Origin of the sequence: Brachybacterium epidermidis (assembly GCF_015209585.1) — a bacterium.
Taxonomy (GTDB): domain Bacteria; phylum Actinomycetota; class Actinomycetes; order Actinomycetales; family Dermabacteraceae; genus Brachybacterium; species Brachybacterium epidermidis.
The window spans coordinates 39196-55202 of sequence record NZ_JADEYR010000001.1 but is presented as its reverse complement, the minus strand read 5'-3'; the positions used below and the strand labels follow the sequence as shown (position 1 = coordinate 55202).

The 16007-nt window shown below is 69.1% G+C and carries 16 protein-coding genes and 1 tRNA gene; 3 read left to right on the top strand and 14 right to left on the bottom strand.

Translation table 11 applies throughout. From position 1 onward, the window contains the following. Positions 1-25 precede the first annotated feature (25 nt). The 11 genes from IOE58_RS00265 to IOE58_RS00215 all read right to left on the bottom strand — a co-directional run bounded on the left by IOE58_RS00265 (position 26) and on the right by IOE58_RS00215 (position 8944). Complete coding sequence (locus IOE58_RS00265) at positions 26-376, bottom strand: hypothetical protein (protein ID WP_193864415.1); 351 nt, start codon at positions 374-376, stop codon at positions 26-28. Positions 377-486: 110 nt separating this feature from the next. Then, positions 487-1167, bottom strand: a complete 681-nt coding sequence (locus tag IOE58_RS00260; protein ID WP_193864414.1) for a response regulator — start codon at positions 1165-1167, stop codon at positions 487-489. A 225-nt stretch (positions 1168-1392) separates the two neighbouring features. Then, positions 1393-2112, bottom strand: a complete 720-nt coding sequence (locus IOE58_RS00255; protein WP_193864413.1) for a sensor histidine kinase — start codon at positions 2110-2112, stop codon at positions 1393-1395. Positions 2113-2331: 219 nt separating this feature from the next. Next, the gene (locus IOE58_RS00250; RefSeq protein ID WP_431831679.1) at positions 2332-3744 is read right to left on the bottom strand and encodes an IS1380 family transposase; all 1413 of its coding nucleotides are present in this window, start codon (positions 3742-3744) and stop codon (positions 2332-2334) included. 105 nt (positions 3745-3849) lie between these two features. Beyond that, complete coding sequence (locus tag IOE58_RS00245) at positions 3850-4320, bottom strand: hypothetical protein (protein WP_193864412.1); 471 nt, start codon at positions 4318-4320, stop codon at positions 3850-3852. Between the two features lie 109 nt (positions 4321-4429). Continuing rightward, positions 4430-5449 (bottom strand): peptide MFS transporter, encoded by a 1020-nt coding sequence (locus IOE58_RS00240; protein WP_259792147.1) that lies wholly within the window; start codon positions 5447-5449, stop codon positions 4430-4432. A gap of 728 nt (positions 5450-6177) precedes the next feature. Next, on the bottom strand, positions 6178-6897 hold the full coding sequence (rplA, locus tag IOE58_RS00235; protein WP_193864411.1) for a 50S ribosomal protein L1: 720 nt from the start codon (positions 6895-6897) through the stop codon (positions 6178-6180). 4 nt (positions 6898-6901) lie between these two features. Then, on the bottom strand, positions 6902-7333 hold the full coding sequence (rplK, locus tag IOE58_RS00230) for a 50S ribosomal protein L11 (RefSeq protein WP_193864410.1): 432 nt from the start codon (positions 7331-7333) through the stop codon (positions 6902-6904). 180 nt (positions 7334-7513) lie between these two features. Continuing rightward, positions 7514-8461 carry a transcription termination/antitermination protein NusG gene (gene nusG / locus IOE58_RS00225; RefSeq protein WP_193864409.1) on the bottom strand — a complete coding sequence of 316 codons (948 nt, stop codon included), beginning with the start codon at positions 8459-8461 and terminating at the stop codon, positions 7514-7516. 74 nt (positions 8462-8535) lie between these two features. Beyond that, positions 8536-8808, bottom strand: coding sequence for a preprotein translocase subunit SecE (secE, locus tag IOE58_RS00220; protein WP_193864408.1), 273 nt, complete (start codon positions 8806-8808; stop codon positions 8536-8538). A 63-nt stretch (positions 8809-8871) separates the two neighbouring features. Then, positions 8872-8944, bottom strand: a tRNA-Trp gene (locus tag IOE58_RS00215). Positions 8945-9134: 190 nt separating this feature from the next. Here IOE58_RS00215 and IOE58_RS00210 point away from each other — a divergent pair. Together IOE58_RS00210 and IOE58_RS00205 are read left to right on the top strand one after the other, a co-directional pair. Next, positions 9135-10379, top strand: coding sequence for a pyridoxal phosphate-dependent aminotransferase (locus IOE58_RS00210; protein ID WP_193864407.1), 1245 nt, complete (start codon positions 9135-9137; stop codon positions 10377-10379). Positions 10380-10465: 86 nt separating this feature from the next. After that, positions 10466-11440: an adenosine deaminase gene (locus IOE58_RS00205; protein WP_250646938.1), complete on the top strand. Its 975-nt coding sequence runs from the start codon at positions 10466-10468 to the stop codon at positions 11438-11440. A 17-nt stretch (positions 11441-11457) separates the two neighbouring features. Here the strand turns inward: IOE58_RS00205 and galK are convergent, their stop codons facing one another. The 3 genes from galK to IOE58_RS00190 all read right to left on the bottom strand — a co-directional run bounded on the left by galK (position 11458) and on the right by IOE58_RS00190 (position 15368). Then, positions 11458-12732: a galactokinase gene (gene galK / locus IOE58_RS00200; protein ID WP_228018419.1), complete on the bottom strand. Its 1275-nt coding sequence runs from the start codon at positions 12730-12732 to the stop codon at positions 11458-11460. Between the two features lie 111 nt (positions 12733-12843). Next, a complete protein-coding gene (locus IOE58_RS00195; protein ID WP_193864406.1) occupies positions 12844-13911 on the bottom strand; it encodes a lactonase family protein in 1068 nt (355 codons plus the stop codon). Beyond that, on the bottom strand, positions 13911-15368 hold the full coding sequence (locus IOE58_RS00190) for a threonine/serine exporter family protein (protein ID WP_193864405.1): 1458 nt from the start codon (positions 15366-15368) through the stop codon (positions 13911-13913). The genes IOE58_RS00195 and IOE58_RS00190 overlap by 1 nt, the downstream gene beginning before the upstream one ends. A 27-nt stretch (positions 15369-15395) precedes the next feature. Between IOE58_RS00190 and IOE58_RS00185 the strand changes: the two genes are divergently transcribed. Beyond that, entirely contained in the window at positions 15396-16004 is a 609-nt protein-coding gene (locus tag IOE58_RS00185) for a carbonic anhydrase (protein WP_193864404.1), read from the top strand. Positions 16005-16007 lie beyond the last annotated feature (3 nt).

The following is a 16007-nucleotide window of genomic DNA, read 5'->3' as shown; positions in this document are numbered from 1 at the left end:
GAGGCGGGCGTGGCGAGAGTGGGGATCAGATGTACTGTCGCTTGGCGCAAGTATCAAGCTCGACGGGACGATCCAGGCACGCCCGGAAGGACGCTACCTTCTCCGAACCAGAGAGCTTTTGGGAGACGGTCTGGTTGTACGCCTTCGTCACCAGCTGGCGCTTGGCGCCAGTATTGAGCCAGAAGTCGCCGTAGACCCGATATCCATCTCCCTTGGTGTCCTTCACGGAGTAGGACGTGCGCGTGCTGGTTACATCGGCTCGGCCCGCACTATCAGCAAGGTAGGACGTGTAAGCACTCGCGGAGCTGAGCCCTCCGCCCAGCACGATGAGAGCTCCGGTCGCAGTAAGGATTGCCTTGGTCGTGAGGTTCTTCATCGAGGATCTCCTTCGGTGATGATGCGAGCCATCGTCGGCTCGCATCCACATCGTCACTGAGGCTCAGAGCCGCGGCATCATCTGGGCGAATGAACTACCGCCAGGCGGGGTCAGGGCGGGTCGATGAATCGGTACGCACGAGCCGTGACAAGCAGCTGTTGAAGGTTGCGTGCGTCGAGCTTCTGGCGGAGATGGCTGGTGTGCGTTTTCACGGTGTTGACGCTGATGACGAGGTGGGCGGCGATCTCCTCGTAGTTCCAGCCGCGGGCCAGCAGCTGCAGGGTCTGTAATTCCGCGGCGGTGAGGCGCGGCACCGGGTGATCTGTACCAGTGGAGGCATCGACCGCGTGCAGGAGCTCGGCCGTCTGCTCTCGCAGCGTTGCAGACGACGGTCCTGCCATGACGGAGAGCACGACGTCGACGAGCACATCAGCGGGGGCGTCCTTGGCCACAGCTCCGAGTGCTCCAGAGGCCAGGGCACGGCGCAGCGCCAGGCTCGGGCATGAGGTCGTGATGAGGATGATCTTGGCCTCGGCATCGTTGCGCATTATGCGCTCGGTGGCATCGATGCCGTTCATGCCGCGAGGCATGGAGACATCCATGAGGACGACGTCAGGCCGATGGGCCCGGAACAGCTCCACCGCAGCAGACCCTTCGTGCGCATGCGCGACGACCTCGATCTGACCGGAGGCCGTGATGGTCTGGGCCAGTGCGCGTGCGGTCCATGTGTCGTCGTCCACGATCAGGACCCGCACGACGTCCTTCTCTCCCGGGCGCGGATTCGCCGTCATAGGCACTCCTTGGCGTACCGCGCGGGGTCGAACAAGCGCCAGAACTGACACCGAATCTCGTGCCCATCGGGATGCTGAGCGATGGCCTCGGAATTGATATCTGGTCCGCGGGAGGGAACCTCGGTACGACCAGAGGGCACCCCGAACATGATGAGCACGGAGCATAGAATGATGAGCAGCGTCCTTCCCATAGAAGCATTGGATCGGTTACGTAGTCGGAGCGCATCATCTGCACGGATGAGCTTCAGGATGATCGGGCTGGCACTTGAGGGGGAGCGTGACGCGCACGTGGACCCAATGACCCCGCTGAGCCATGGTGCAGGCGCCATCGAGACGTCGTGCGCGATGCTCGATCGACCACGGTGCCGCAGGAAGATCGTCGCGGGGCGATGCTGGATTCGAGGTGGCGAGGATCAGCTCCCGGCCATGTGCCCCGGACGTGGTCGAGACTTCCAGGGTGGCCCGATCGGGCGACCCGGAGTGTTTGAGAATGTTCGTCATCAGCTCGAAGAGGATCAGCTGAACCTCCTCGGCGAAGCTGGCCGATACAGGCATGTCTGCGATGCTCACGGTACTGTGGATGGTGTACCCAGCAGCCTCCGTGCTGGAGCGGATCGTGAGCACCGTGCGCTCGATCTCCCGCAGCAGATCGACAGGGCTCGCTGACGACCGGGCGCCGTGGATCCGCGCAAGGAGCTGCCGGAGACCCAGTTGCGCCCGCGAGTTCACCAGAGCCAGCTCACCCAGGATCTGGCGATCCACGGTGGACTGAGGGGAGCCGGCAAGAACGGTGATGATCGCCTTCTGGGTCATCAGGGCGTTTGAGACGGTGTCGTGCGTGTCAGCAGCGTGTTGGAGCCGAATCCGCTCCAGCTGACGCTCTGCCTCGACGGCAGAGTCTGTTGCGTGGGCGACAGCGCGATTGAGATGGGTCTGGAGAAGCAAAGCTCCTCCCGCGAGGGCTATAGCGAATAGCCAGATTGCCCAGTCAACCTCGATGTTTCATGGGGCTGGTGAGCGGGGTGGGTCGGCGTCGTTGCCGGTGTTGAGCTGCTGATTCTGGCATTCGGGTATGACAGATCGTCGCAGTGTCCGTTGCGGGCGGTCGGGTTCCACTCCCGAGAAGAGGAGCTGCTGGTCGTAGGGGCGGGTGGTCTCGCCGGGTTAGGTCTGTGCGACGGTGGTGCGGAGCCGGTTGACGCCGGTCAGGACCCTCACGGCTTCGGGTGCATGTTCGGCGAGGTGGAGGACCTTGTGCCGGGCGCGGCGCACGAGGGTCGCGGGGATCTCGAACAACCGCGCGCGGAGCCGTTTGGGTTCCCATTTCCTCGCGTCGTGCCTGCTGAAGGCGATGGTTTGCATCCAGGCGACGAGCTCGGAGGCGAGTTGGATGATCTGGCACCAGATCTGGTTCTGCGCGAAGGACTGCAGCGGGAACTTCTCAAGGCCCATGTCCTTGGCGTTACGGATCCGGTCTTCGCAGCGTGCACGGCGACGGTGCCGCAGTTCCAGGACGGCAAGCTGGCCGCGCGGGGAGTTGGTGGCGAACGCGGTGATGCGCATCCCCTCGTGATCGGTGATCCGCAGCTGCGCCCCAGGATGAGGACGTTCCTTCCGCACGATCACCCGCATCCCGGCAGGCCACGCGGCTAAGTCAAGGAGCCCGGTCAGCTCCGCCACCCATGTCCCCTCGCGGATCCCCTCGTCCTCGCTGTCGTAGGCGGGGGTCCACGCCTTTGCCTCGTCGATACGTTCCAGTAGGTCAGGCGTGTTCGCAGGGGGGGTGAACCCGACGGAGTAGGCCGGACGCTGCCGCTGGAGCCAGGCCAGGAAGTCTTTGGGGCCGCCGGCCCCGTCGGTGCGGATCAGGATCTTCTTCGACCCCCGCCCGCCCCGGGCCAGCAGGCCCGCAGGCAGCTGGGCCAGAGCGTCACGGGTGACGGTGATGTGATCAGCGGCGGTGTTGGAGCCGGCGTTGCCGGGGCGCAGCTGGATCGCCAGTGGTTCCCCGGTCCCGTCGCTGCCGTGGTCAAGGAACGCACACAACGGGTGGTATCCGAAGCCGCGTTTGAACGTCGGTGCGGCCTGCTCCTTCTCACTGTGGGCGGTGATCAGGGTGGCGTCGAGGTCGATGACCAGCGGGCTCTTCACGCTCGCCCCCACAGTCGGGGAATGGTCTCCGGCCAGGGCCCAGGCCTGTTCACGCGCGGCCCGGCGGGCTTTCGAGATCGCCTCGATCACGGTGGGCGCGTCCTGGGCGAGGGTGGTGAGCGTGCGGGAGATCGTCGGGGCCGAGGCGACATCACCGAACAGGCCCGGCTCGCAACGCAGCAGATCAGTATCCGAAGCATGCTCCCCGCCGATTGCGAGAGTGAGTGCGAGGTCCAGCAGGACCTTCGCCGCGTGGTGCTCGGCCAGCGGCTTCGTCCACGGAGCCAGTGCTTCCCGCAGCGAAGAGGCGAGGCCGGTGGCGTGGATCGTGTCGGTCAGCAGCACCGCACCAGCATGCGAGAGGGCCGGGACCTCAGCGATGTCCACGCGCGGACGGGGGTAGAAGAACAAGGTAGGGTGGGACACCTGAAAGGTGCTCCTTCCGGCGGATGGCTACGAGCTTCAACACCCCGTATCATCCCAGGCCAGGAGCACCTTTCTCTATGCCTCCCACCCATCGAGACCACACCGCTATGAAAACTCGAGGTCAACCAAGACGGGCGGATCCGTGGTGGGGTCCGGCCACGAGAAGGTCTGGATCATCGTGGCGAGGCCAAGCCCTGCTGTAGCACCGGTCAGGACGCTCCACCGCTGATGCACCATCGCTACCGCCCCTGAAACGATCAGCGGCAGGAAGAAGTTTCCCAGTGATGCCGGGAACAGAAGGATCTCTCCCAGGAATCCCACCGTGGAGGCCAGCGCAACTGCGCCAGGGAACCATGCCCCGAGCAGAGTGAGTACCGCGCTGGCAACCACCGTCGCCGCGTACAGCGGGCCGGGCTGATTGAAGTTTGTGGGCAACAGGCTTAGCACCATGAGGAACAGCGCGATGCCACGCACAGGGCCGTCGATCAGACGTGGCCCGAACACACGGCGTCGCCAGCGCATCGCCCGGGAGTCCTCCAACTCGCCGGGAAGCTCGAGCGTTCCGATGAACGTCATGACCTGATCATGCCGCACAGCGGAAGAACGGGGCGACTCTGCAGCGTCCCGCACACCGCGGGGTGGACGGGACACCTGACGAGCGTTGAGGGCTCAGGACCCTGGGGAATCAGCCCTCGGCCGACACGGCCTCCTCATCGGCCGTCTCATCGTGCCGAGTCTCCACGTCGTCCATCTTGGACTGCACCCAGGGGGCGATCGCGAACATGCCCAGGGAGACGAGCAGCGTCACGCCACCGAGGACCGCGTAGTACACGCCGTCGGAGAAACCGGACATGAGCTGGATGACCACGGAGGTGAGCCCCATGCCGACGGCCGGGGCGAGGTACCACAGCGTCATCGTCTGGGAGGCGAAGTGGCGCGGAGCGAGCTTGGTGGTAACCGACAGGCCCACCGGGTTCATAAGCAGCTCCGCGACGGTCTGCACGACGAACACGGCGATGAGGAACCAGAACGGGGCCAGCGCCGCACCGCCCGGGAAGGCGCTGAACCCGTAGCCCATCATGAGCGCCGAGATACCGATGATCACCAGCGAGATCGCGAACTTCTGCGCCGTGGAGGGGAAGCGCCCCTGCCGCTTCAGGAACAGCCAGCCCAGGATCGGGGCGAGGATCAGCACGAAGGTGGGGTTGAAGGACTGGTACGTCTCGGGGGTGAGCTCGAACAGGCCCAGCACCGAACGGTCCGTGTGCTCCAGCGCGACGGTGGCCATCTTTCCGGCGGCCTGCTCGAAGATCAGCACGAACAGGACGTTGCCCACCCACAGCGGGGCGAAGGCGCCCAGGTGCACCCGCTCCTCGGGCGTGACCTTGGGACTCTTCACCATGGTCACGAAGTAGACGCCGGCGGTGCCGAGGGCGAACAGGAACAGCGCCCAGGCGATCGCGCTGGTGAGCTCCCCCAGCAGCAGCTGGAACAGGACCACCAGCACCGTGGCGACCACGGCGATGACCACCGCGAGGCCCAGCAGCTTCTTCCCCTCCCCTGGCTTGAGCGGGTTCGGGACGGTGTACGCGAAGGTGGAGAGCTTCTTGCGGCCGTACCAGAAGGAGATGAGGGCCAGCGCCATGCCGATCGCGGCGGCGATGAAGCCGATGTGATGGAGCCGCCGACCAGGGTGGACATCCACGGGCCCAGGATGCGGTCGGCGAAAATGCCGCCAGGGATGGTCATGAGCAGCACGGCCGCGCCGTAGGCGGAGACGACCGCCTGTCCGGCGGTGGTGGAGAGCCCCAGGCCGCCGTTGGCGACGGTGTCCACGAGGAAGTACAGCAGGATCGCGCGCATGCCGAACCAGCTGAAGCGCTCCCACATCTCCACCTGCAGCATCCACGGCAGACCGCCGGGGTGGCCGATGAAGGAGCGGTCCTCGGCCGAGGGGCCGTGGCGCAGGGTGTCGGGGGCGAAGCGCATGCGCGGTGCCGTGGTGCCATCGGGCCCAAGGGCGGTGGCTCCGGTGCCGCCCGGACCCTGGCGAGAAGGCGGCTCGGTGTTGCGTGGAGGTCGGGACTCAGTCATGGGGAGAGGATCCTTCCAGACACATAGGGGCCTCCGGCGGTCCCAGTGCATCCGCGGGAGGCGTGCGGAGCTGCTCTGCTCCGGCGCATACAGGGTCCCGGTTCTCATCGGCGACGCTCACCTCGAAGGTCCCGAAATCACCATGGTGTCTCGCATCCCGGACTCATCGTATTAGCAGCGTTGCTCGCGCCGACGGCGGGCCGCGCAGTGCGCTGGGAACTGTGCGGTGGGTGCTTCGCGGTGGGCACTACAGACCGGCGCACGGCGGCCCCGTTATCGACGACGGCGCCCCGCCCACCGCTGGGGTGGACGGGGCGCCGTGAGAGGAACCGAGGAGTCTCAGGACTCGTCGGTGTCCTCCAGGAGGTTGCGGGTGCGGTTCACGTCGACCGGGATGCCCGGGCCCATGGTGGTGGACACGGTGATCTTGGTGATGTAGCGGCCCTTGGAGGAGGCCGGCTTCAGACGCAGGATCTCCTCGAGCGCCGCGACGTAGTTCTGCACCAGCTGCTCATCAGTGAAGGAGACCTTGCCGATGATGTAGTGCAGGTTCGCCGCGCGGTCGGTGCGGAACTCGATCTTGCCGCCCTTGATGTCGGACACGGCCTTGGCGGTGTCCATGGTGACGGTGCCGGTCTTGGGGTTCGGCATCAGGCCACGGGGGCCCAGCACGCGGCCCAGACGGCCGACCTTGCCCATCAGGTTCGGAGTGGCCACGGCCGCGTCGAAGTCGGTCCAGCCGCCGGCGACCTTCTCGATCAGCTCGTCGTCGCCCACCTCGTCGGCGCCGGCCTCACGGGCGGCGTCGGCCTGGGGGCCGGTGGCGAACACGATCACGCGGGCCGTCTTGCCGGTGCCGTTGGGCAGGTTGACGGTGCCGCGCACCATCTGGTCCGCCTTGCGCGGGTCCACGCCCAGGCGCATCGCGACCTCGACCGAGGCGTCGAACTTCGACGGGCTGGTCTTCTGGGCCAGACGCACGGCGTCCAGCGGCGAGTAGAGGCGGCCGTCCTCGATCTTAGCGGCGCCGTCCTTGTAAGCCTTGCTGCGGAATGCCATGTCGTCAGTCCTCCACCGTGATGCCCATGGAACGAGCGGTGCCGGCGACGATCTTCGCCGCGGCCTCGATGTCGTTCGCGTTCAGATCAGGCATCTTGGTCTCCGCGATCTCGCGGACCTGAGCCTGGGTGATCTTGCCGACCTTGTCGGTGTGCGGCGTCGCGGAGCCCTTCTGCAGGCCCGCTGCCTTCTTGATCAGCTCGGCGGCCGGAGGGGTCTTGGTGATGAAGGTGAACGAGCGGTCCTCGTACACCGTGATCTCGACCGGCACGATGTTGCCGCGCATGTCGGCGGTGCGATCGTTGTAGGCCTTGACGAACTCCATCATGTTCACGCCGGCAGCGCCGAGCGCGGGACCCACGGGCGGCGCAGGGGTGGCCTGGCCGGCCTGGATCTGGAGCTTGATGACGCTCGCGATCTTCTTCTTGGGAGCCATTGCTCTTCCTTACTGTGTCGTGGTCCGGGCGGAGCTCATCAGGCGCTCCTCCCACAATTGGCCCTGGGCCATCGCGCCGGGAACCGGGGTTCCGGCGCGGCGAGGGCCGGGTGCGACGCTACGGGAGCGCCGCGCGGACGTCGAGGGGGATCGGGAGTGATCTTCGTCGACGACCGAGTCTCAGATCTTCGCGACCTGGTCGAAGCCCAGCTCGACCGGGGTTTCGCGACCGAAGATCGACACCAGGACCTGCAGCTTCTGCGCCTCGGTGTGGATCTCGGAGATGGTGGCGGGCATGGTCTCGAAGGGGCCGTCCATCACGGTGACCGACTCGCCCACCTCGAAGGCCGGCATCTTCTGTGCGGCGGCGGCCTTGGTGGCCGAGCCGCTGCGCTTCTTCTCGGGCAGGCCCACGGACGGTGCCAGCAGCGAGTAGATCTCGTCGAAGGTCAGCGGCGTGGGATCGGTCGCGTTGCCCACGAAACCGGTGACGCCGGGGGTGTCGCGCACCACTCGCCACGACTCGTCGGTCAGCTCCATGCGCACCAATACGTAGCCGGGCACGCGCACGCGTCGCACGACCTTCTTCTGGCCGCCCTTGACCTCGGTGGCGTCCTCCATCGGGACCTCGACCTGGAAGATGTACTCCTCCATGTCCTGGGTCTCGATACGGGTGGTGAGCTGGGTCTTCACCCGGTTCTCGTGACCGGAGTAGGAGTGGATCACGTACCACTCGCCCAGGGCGGAGCGCAGCTGGCGCTTGAGGGCGACCAGCGGGTCCTCCTCCTCGGGCTCCTCGGCGGCGGGCTCCTCCGCGGTGGCCGCATCATCGGCCTGCTCGGTGATCTCCTCGCCCGCATCGGCGACGGCATCCGCCTCGGCCTCGGCATCGCCCGCATCCGTGGCATCCAGCGCGTCCTCGGCGTCGGCGCTCACCCCGAGGCCCTCGCCGTCGGGGTCCACGGAGTCGAAGGTGCCCAGGGCGTCATCGGCAGCCTCGGTCTGCACGGCAGAATCGACCTGCTCGCCGGCAGAGGCGTTCTGCGTCTCGGGGGACGAGGAGAACGACAGGGTGTCGTCGACGTCGTCGTAGGAGTCCTCACGGGATGCGTTCGGGTCGCTCACCATCGTGAACCTGCCTTCCTGGCGGCTGTGGATCGGATCGGGCCTGGTCGCGGACCCGGCTGGGTCTCGACGCGAGCTCAGAGCCCTTGGTCCGGGACCACGAACGCGATCCGGGACAGCCAGCTGGAGACGAAGTCGAGACCGAAGATGTACAGGATCATCGCGATGACGAACGCGAGGACCGTGATCGCGTAGACGATCAGCTCCTTGCGGGTCGGGACGACGACCTTCTTGAGCTCAGCGATGACCTGGCGGATGAACAGACCGATGGCCAGGAACGGGTTGCTGGACCCGTTTCCCCGACCGTCGCCGCGCGCGGGCGCCGACGGTGCGTGCTGGCTGGAGTTCACGTGTGGACTGTCCGATCTCGTCGAGGTCATCCGCATCCGGCCGGGCAGGCCCGGACGGACGGGCAGGGTAGACAGGGCTCGAACCTGCAACCTGCGGTTTTGGAGACCGCTGCGCTACCAATTGCGCCACTACCCTTCGCGGGGAAGGATCCCCGCGCGGCCCGGGGGCACGCCGCGGCAGCACGGTGGGGTGCTGTGACGCGCCGTAGCGGTTCGGGCCAGCGATCAGCATACAAGCCTCACGGACCCGGTGCGAATCGACCCGGGGCAGATCACATGGGCCGGACTTCCTGACGAACCCGGCCCGCCTCTGCCACGATGGGGGCGTGACCACCGCCGACGATCGCAGCCCCGCAGCCTCCTTCCCTGCAGCCGACCGCGCCCGCATCTCACGGCGCATCAGCTCCATCGCCCCGTCCGCCACCCTCGCCGTGGACGCCACCGCGAAGGCCCTCAAGGCCGCCGGTCGTCCCGTGATCGGCTTCGGCGCCGGTGAGCCGGACTTCCCCACACCCGCGCACATCGTGGACGCGGCACGGGATGCGGTGGGCGACCCCGCCAACCACCGCTACTCCCCCACCGCCGGCCTGCCCGCCCTGCGCCAGGCCGTGGCGGACAGCGCCACCCGGATGGGCGGCCTCACCGTGGAGCCGGGCCAGGTGCTGATCACCAACGGCGGCAAGCAGGCCGTGTACCAGGCCTTCGCGACCCTGCTGGATCCGGGCGACGAAGTGCTGCTGCCGGCCCCCTACTGGACCACCTACCCCGAGGCGATCCGCCTGGCCGGGGGCCGCGAGGTCACGGTGCTCGCGGGCGCCGACCAGGGGTACCTGCCCAGCCTCGCCCAGCTGGAGGCCTCCCGCACCGACGCCACCCGGGCCATCCTGCTGTGCTCCCCCTCGAACCCCACCGGCGCGGTGATGAGCGCAGATCAGCTGCGGGAGATCGGGCAGTGGGCGCTCGAGCACGGGCTGTGGGTGATCAGCGACGAGATCTACCAGCACCTCACCTACGACGACACCCCCTTCACCTCGGTGCTGTCCGTCGTCCCCGAGCTGGTCGACTCCACGCTCGTGCTGGGCGGGGTCGCCAAGACCTACGCGATGACCGGCTGGCGGGTGGGATGGATGATCGGCCCCGAGGACGTGATCGCGGCGGCCAGCAACCTGCAGTCCCACCTCACCTCCAACGTCAACAACATCGCCCAGCGCGCCGCGATCGCCGCTCTGAATGGCCCGATGGAGCCCATCGACCAGATGCGCGAGGCCTTCGACCGTCGGCGCCGGCTCATGGTCCAGAAGCTCTCCCAGGTGCCCGGCTTCACGGTCCCCACCCCCACCGGGGCGTTCTACGCCTTCCCGGACGTGCACGGCGCCCTGGGGAAGGAGATCCGCGGCACGCACGTGGAGACCTCGACCGAGCTGGCCGCGGTCATCCTGCAGGAGGCGGAGGTGGCCGCGGTGCCGGGAGAGGCCTTCGGCGCGCCCGGCCACCTGCGGTTCTCCTACGCCCTCAGCGACGAGGACCTGGCCGAGGGCATCGACCGGGTGATCGCCCTGCTCGGATCGTGAGCACCGGCTCCGCAGTGAGCACCGGGACAGGCCGGGACCTCGCGGCGCTCCCCAAGGCCCACCTGCACCTGCACTTCACCGGCTCGATGCGCCCGCAGACCCTGTGGGACCTGGCGGCGGAGCGGCGGATCCGCCTGCCGCGCTCCCTGACCGATGACACGGCCCTGCAGGTGGAGCCCACGCATCGCGGCTGGTTCCGCTTCCAGCGGCAGTACGACGCGGCGCGCGCGGTGGTGGACTCCGAGGGGGCGATGCGGCGCCTGATCCGGGAGGCCGCCGAGGACGACGCCGCCGAGGGCTCCGGGCGGCTCGAGCTGCAGGTGGATCCCACCAGCTACGCGCCGCACGTGGGCGGGCTGACCCCGGCCATCGAGATCGTGCTGGACGAGGCCCGCCTCACCGAGGACGCCACGGGCGTGAGCATCGGCATCATCATCGCCGCCTCCCGCACCCGTCACCCGCTGGATGCCCGCACCCTGGCTCGGCTGGCTGTCCGCCACGCCGAGCGGGAGCCGGGCCGGGTGGTCGGCTTCGGGCTCTCCAACGACGAGCGCCGCGGGGACACCCGTGACTTCGCCCCCGCCTTCCGGATCGCGAGGGAGGCGGGCCTGCTGTCGGTCCCGCACGGCGGTGAGCTGCTGGGCCCGGACCACGTGCGCGAGGTGGTGGACAGCCTGGCGCCCGACCGTCTGGGCCACGGCGTGCGGGCGGCCCAGGATCCCCGCCTGCTGGAGCAGATCGTGGAGCGCGGCATCGGGCTGGAGGTGTGCCCGGCCTCGAACGCCTCCCTGGGGGTGTTCCGGGAGGCCACAGACGTGCCGCTGCGCACCCTGGTCGATGCGGGCGCCCTGATCGCTCTGAGCGCGGACGACCCGCTGCTGTTCAACTCGCGTCTGCTGGACCAGTACGAGACCGCCCGGGCCATCGGCATGGATGACGGGGAGCTGGCCCACCTGGCCGCGTCCTCGATCCGGCTGTCCAGCGCACCCGAGCAGGTGCGCGCCCGCCTGCTGGGCGGGGTCGAGGAGTGGCTGCGCACCCCCGCCCCGCCGGCGGACTGAGGGCGCGCGCCCGCGTATCAGCGGTCCTGACCGGCGCCCTCACTGGGCAGGGCCAGGAAGAACACCGGCTCACCCAGCGACTGCTGGCGGAAGGCGTGGGCGATGGCACCGGCCACGGCCTCGGCCTGCTCCGCCTCCACCAGCGCGATCGTCGAGCCGCCGAAGCCGCCCCCGGTCATGCGGGCACCGTGGGCCCCCGCGGCGCGGGCCGCGTCCACGGCGACGTCGAGCGCCGGCACGGTGACCTCGTAGTCATCGCGCAGGGAGTCATGGGAGGCGTTCAGCAGGTCGCCGAGCTCCGCCAGGTGGTCCCGCACGCTGCCGGAGGACAGCAGCCCGTCGAACTCCTTGACGCGCCGGATCTCGGTGATCACGTGCCGGGCGCGACGGCGCACCGTGTCGTCCTCGATGCGGCCCAGTGCCTCCTCGAGCTGCTCGAAGGGGACCTCGCGCAGGGTGGGCACACCGATCAGCTCGGCGGCGCGCTCGCTGTCGGCGCGCCGGGCCACGTACTCGCCGTCGACGTGCGAGTGCTCGGCGCGGGTGTCGGTGATCAGCAGCGCCAGGCCCTGGGAGCCCAGGTCCCACGGCACGGGGCGGGTGGAGAAGGCGCGGCAGTCCAGGAACAGGGCGTGCCCGGCGCGGGAGAGCACCGAGGCGGACTGGTCCAGGCCTCCCGTGGAGGCACCGGCGAACTCGGTCTCCGCAGTGATCGCGGCCTTGACCCGCTCGAGGGGCGTGGTTCCCAGGCTCAGCAGGGACTCGATGGCCTCGGCGGTGGCGCACTCCAGTGCCGCGGAGCTGGACAGCCCCGAGCCCAGCGGGACGTGGCCGTCGATCAGCACGTCCATGCCCTGCGTGGCGGAGCCGGAGATGAACGAGCGCAGCGCCCACAGGACTCCCGCCACGTAGGCGGGCCATCCCTCGACCGCACCGGGGGCGAGCTCCCCCGCGTCGATGTCGAGTTCCACGTCGCTCTGGAGGGACCGCAGGCGCACGCGGTCGGTGGGGGTGCGTGCGGCCGCTGCGAAACACCGGTGGGAGATGGCCATAGGCAGGCACAGGCCGTCCTGGTAGTCCACGTGCTCGCCGATGATGTTGACACGGCCAGGGGCGGACCACACGCCGTCGGGGCTGTACCCGAAGGACTGCGCGAACGCCTCCTCCACTCGCTGTGCGGCCCGGGCGCGGTCCGGTGCCGTCGACAGCAGCCCCTGGGGCTGCGCATCCGCGTCCGGTCCGGGTGCCGAACCCGGGGCGGTCGTGCTCTCGTGGCCGGCAGGTGTGGTCATCAGAATCCTTCCGTGACGGACGCCGTCCCGGTCGGATCCGAGGTCCCCGGGATGTTCTCTTCAGCGGTTGGAGAGTCTATAAGGCACCGGGCCCATGATCAGGGACGCACGTCAGGGACGAACGGCGAGGCATGCCACCGAGGGGGACTCGATCGGCTCCCCCACCGTGCTCAGGCGCTCGCCCTCCACGCGCAGCACGTCGATGCGGTCGGCCTCCTGCGCCGCTACCAGCACCAGGTCGCCCAGCTGCGTGAAGTGGCGGGGGTGGGCCCCCACCTCGATCTCGGCGACCAGCCGGGGGCGCATCGCCACCAGGGACAGCAGGGAGATCGTGTCCGGGCCGCGGTTGGCGACCAGCAGGTGCCCCTCATCGGCGGTGAGCTCGAGGTGGGACGGCGCATTGGTGCCCTCATGCCCGCTGGCCTGCACCGTGGTGCGCACCGCCCAGCGGTACTGGGCACCGCGCACCGGGCGCGGCAGGTTCGGGTCGCTCTCGCCCTCCTGCCTCACGGCGGTGGCGACCGTTCCGTTGAGCTCGCAGGAGATGTGCAGCAGCTCGGACTCGTGGTCGGCCACCAGGTGGCGCGGCCCGCTGCCCCGGCGCAGGGGGATCTCGCCGGCCAGGTCGATCTGGCCGGTGGTGTCCTGCGCGTAGAGGAACACGCGGTCCAGCCCCAGGTCCGGGACGGCCAGCAGCTCGGTGCCGGGCATCTGGACCACTTGGTGGGGGTGCGGGTCCAGGCCGTCGGCGTGGTGGCGGTGGCTGTCGAAGTCGACTAGCTCCACGGGTACGCCCTGCTCGTCGAGGGTGACCGTCTCGACCGAGCCGGAGCCGTAGTCGGCGATCACCAGGGTGCGGGCGCGGTGGCCGTAGGCCAGGTGGCACGCCCCCTCCCCCTGCAGGGGGAGGTCGGCGACCAGCTCGGCGGTGGTGCCGTCCTCGCTCACGCGCAGCGCCACCAGGCGGCTGGGCGAGGTCTCCAGCACGGCGTACAGCAGGGTGCCGTCACGACTCCACAGCAGGAAGGTGGGATTCTCGAGCTCGACGGAGGCCAGGCGCTCGACGCCGCAAGCGGCCTGTCCCTGCCCCGGTGTCAGCCGCATCAGCTCTATTCCGGTGCCGCGGCCGGTGCCGCTGCGGGAGTACGCGCCGGTGGCGACGATCGCGGGGCTGCTCATCAGTTCTCCTTGTGCTCGGAGCGCCGCACCGGGGAGCTCTCGAGTTCCTCGAGGAGGCTGGGCGACAGCGCTGTCATCTCACCGGTCATCGTAGACGGCTCGAGATGCGCCGTCCGGCCCTTTCGTCTCGATCGCCGCAGACCCAGTGACATACGTCGCCTGCGCAGCGTGGTGAACGGGGAGGAGATGACCGGGGTGTAGGAGATGCGGCCGCGCGGCAGTCGTGCGATCAGCCGGGCGAGCGCCAGCTGGCCCAGGATCGCGCCGGCGGCGATGGCCACCGCCACCTCGGCGGCGCCGAACAGCTCCACCGCGCCCTCGGCGACGTCGCTGCCCAGCCCCAGCAGGCCCCGGAAGATGCGGCTGCCGGGAACCAGGGGGATCACACCTGCCATCACGATGGCCAGAGCGGGGGCCCGCAGCCGGTCGCCGATCACCACGGAGACCGCGCCCACCAGGAACGCGGTGATGGCCACGGCGTACACCCGGTCCAGCACCAGCACCGACAGCACGTGGGAGGTGACCGCCGAGCCGACGGCCACCACGGCCGTCCAGGCGAGGATGCGGGCGGGCACCTGGGTGCCCACTCCGTAGCCCAGGCCCATCCCGGCACCGGAGACCACCAGCACCAGCACGGAGATCAGCGAGACCGGCATGGAGGCGCTCACGGAGATGTCGGCCCCCAGGCGATCGGCCAGCAGCAGTCCCCCGCGGACCCCTGCCACCACGCCGACGGTGAGCATGAGGGTCTCCAGGATCCGCCCGGAGGCGGTGATGTACCAGCCCGTGACAGCATCCTGCATCGCGCCGAAGGAGGTCAGTCCCGCCAGCTGCACGATGATGCAGGCCACCACCACGATCGAGGAGTTCACGGTGGGGTCGATCATGTCCACCACCACCGCGGTGAGCACACCGACCAGTCCCCCCAGGGCCTGGGAGTAGAACTGCGGGATGCGCCACCGGGTCAGGTACTCCCCGGCCAGGATCAGGATCCCGGCCGCGAGGGTCGCGGCGGTGGCGACCAGGGGCTTGGCACCCAGGCTCAGGGCAGCGGCACCGCCCATCATCGCGAAGCCGGCGGTGACCAGTCCCAGGTGGTAGGCGGCCTTCTGGCGCGGGATCTCCTCGGCCAGGCGCCGAGCCTCGTCCAGGTCGAGGTCACCGGCGATGTAGCGGTGGGTGATGTCCTCGAAGGCGGCCAGGCGCGAGAAGTCCTGCACTCTCGCGCTCGCCGAGCGCACCCGGGTGAAGGGCGCGGAGAGCTGATCGGGAAGATAGGAGATGGTCACCTCGTCGAAGGTGACCTGGACCGAGACGTTGCGCAGGCCCGAGGAGCTGGTGACCCGCAGGACGGTCGCGGTGACCTCGGAGGCGGCAGCACCGTTGGAGAGCAGGCCCTCACCGATCCTCATCGCGAGGTCGAACACGGCGTGCAGGCGCGCGGTATCGGTGGGCACGATCCTGATCGTGTCACACTGTCTCGCGTGTTCTCCAACGCACCGGACCCCCGCTCCCGACCGACTCCGTCACAGGCGCTGCAGGCCCTGATCGACGGCAACCTCCGCTTCGCCGAGGGCCGCCCGCGCCGCCCCCACCAGGACGATGCGCATCGTCGGGCCCTGACCGACGGTCAGCACCCGCACGCCGTGGTGCTGGCCTGCTCGGACTCGCGGGTGAGCGTGGAGATCCTGCTGGACCAGGGGTTCGGCGACCTGTTCGTGGTGCGGACGGCGGGACACGTGCTGGACCGCTCGGTGGTGGCATCGGTGGAGTTCGCGGTGGCGCAGCTGGGGGTCTCCGTGGCCCTGGTGCTGGGGCACGAGTCCTGCGGCGCCGTGGCCGCGGCCCAGCGCTACCTGGTTGACGGGCACGACCTGCCCGGTTCCATGCCCGCACTGGTGGAGGGCGTGCGCGACCACCTCGATCCCGAGGATCCCTCCCATGACGCGGTGGCCCGGCACGTGCGCGGCACGATCACCGATCTGACGGCCGGCTCCGCCCTGGTGCGCGAGGCCCAGCGCTCCGGACTGCTGTCCGTGGTGGGCGGGGTGTACGGCCTGGGTGACGGACGCATGGTCCTGGTCCAGGACTGACGG

Coding starts and splice junctions, on each gene's coding strand:
- rplK (WP_193864410.1), bottom strand. CDS start 7,333: ATGGCTCCCAAGAAGAAGATCGCGAGCGTCATCAAGCTCCAGATCCAG.
- IOE58_RS00265 (WP_193864415.1), bottom strand. CDS start 376: ATGAAGAACCTCACGACCAAGGCAATCCTTACTGCGACCGGAGCTCTC.
- rplA (WP_193864411.1), bottom strand. CDS start 6,897: ATGGCATTCCGCAGCAAGGCTTACAAGGACGGCGCCGCTAAGATCGAG.
- nusG (WP_193864409.1), bottom strand. CDS start 8,461: ATGGTGAGCGACCCGAACGCATCCCGTGAGGACTCCTACGACGACGTC.
- IOE58_RS00195 (WP_193864406.1), bottom strand. CDS start 13,911: ATGAGCAGCCCCGCGATCGTCGCCACCGGCGCGTACTCCCGCAGCGGC.
- IOE58_RS00245 (WP_193864412.1), bottom strand. CDS start 4,320: ATGACGTTCATCGGAACGCTCGAGCTTCCCGGCGAGTTGGAGGACTCC.
- galK (WP_228018419.1), bottom strand. CDS start 12,732: ATGACCACACCTGCCGGCCACGAGAGCACGACCGCCCCGGGTTCGGCA.
- IOE58_RS00260 (WP_193864414.1), bottom strand. CDS start 1,167: ATGACGGCGAATCCGCGCCCGGGAGAGAAGGACGTCGTGCGGGTCCTG.
- IOE58_RS00205 (WP_250646938.1), top strand. CDS start 10,466: ATGCGCCCGCAGACCCTGTGGGACCTGGCGGCGGAGCGGCGGATCCGC.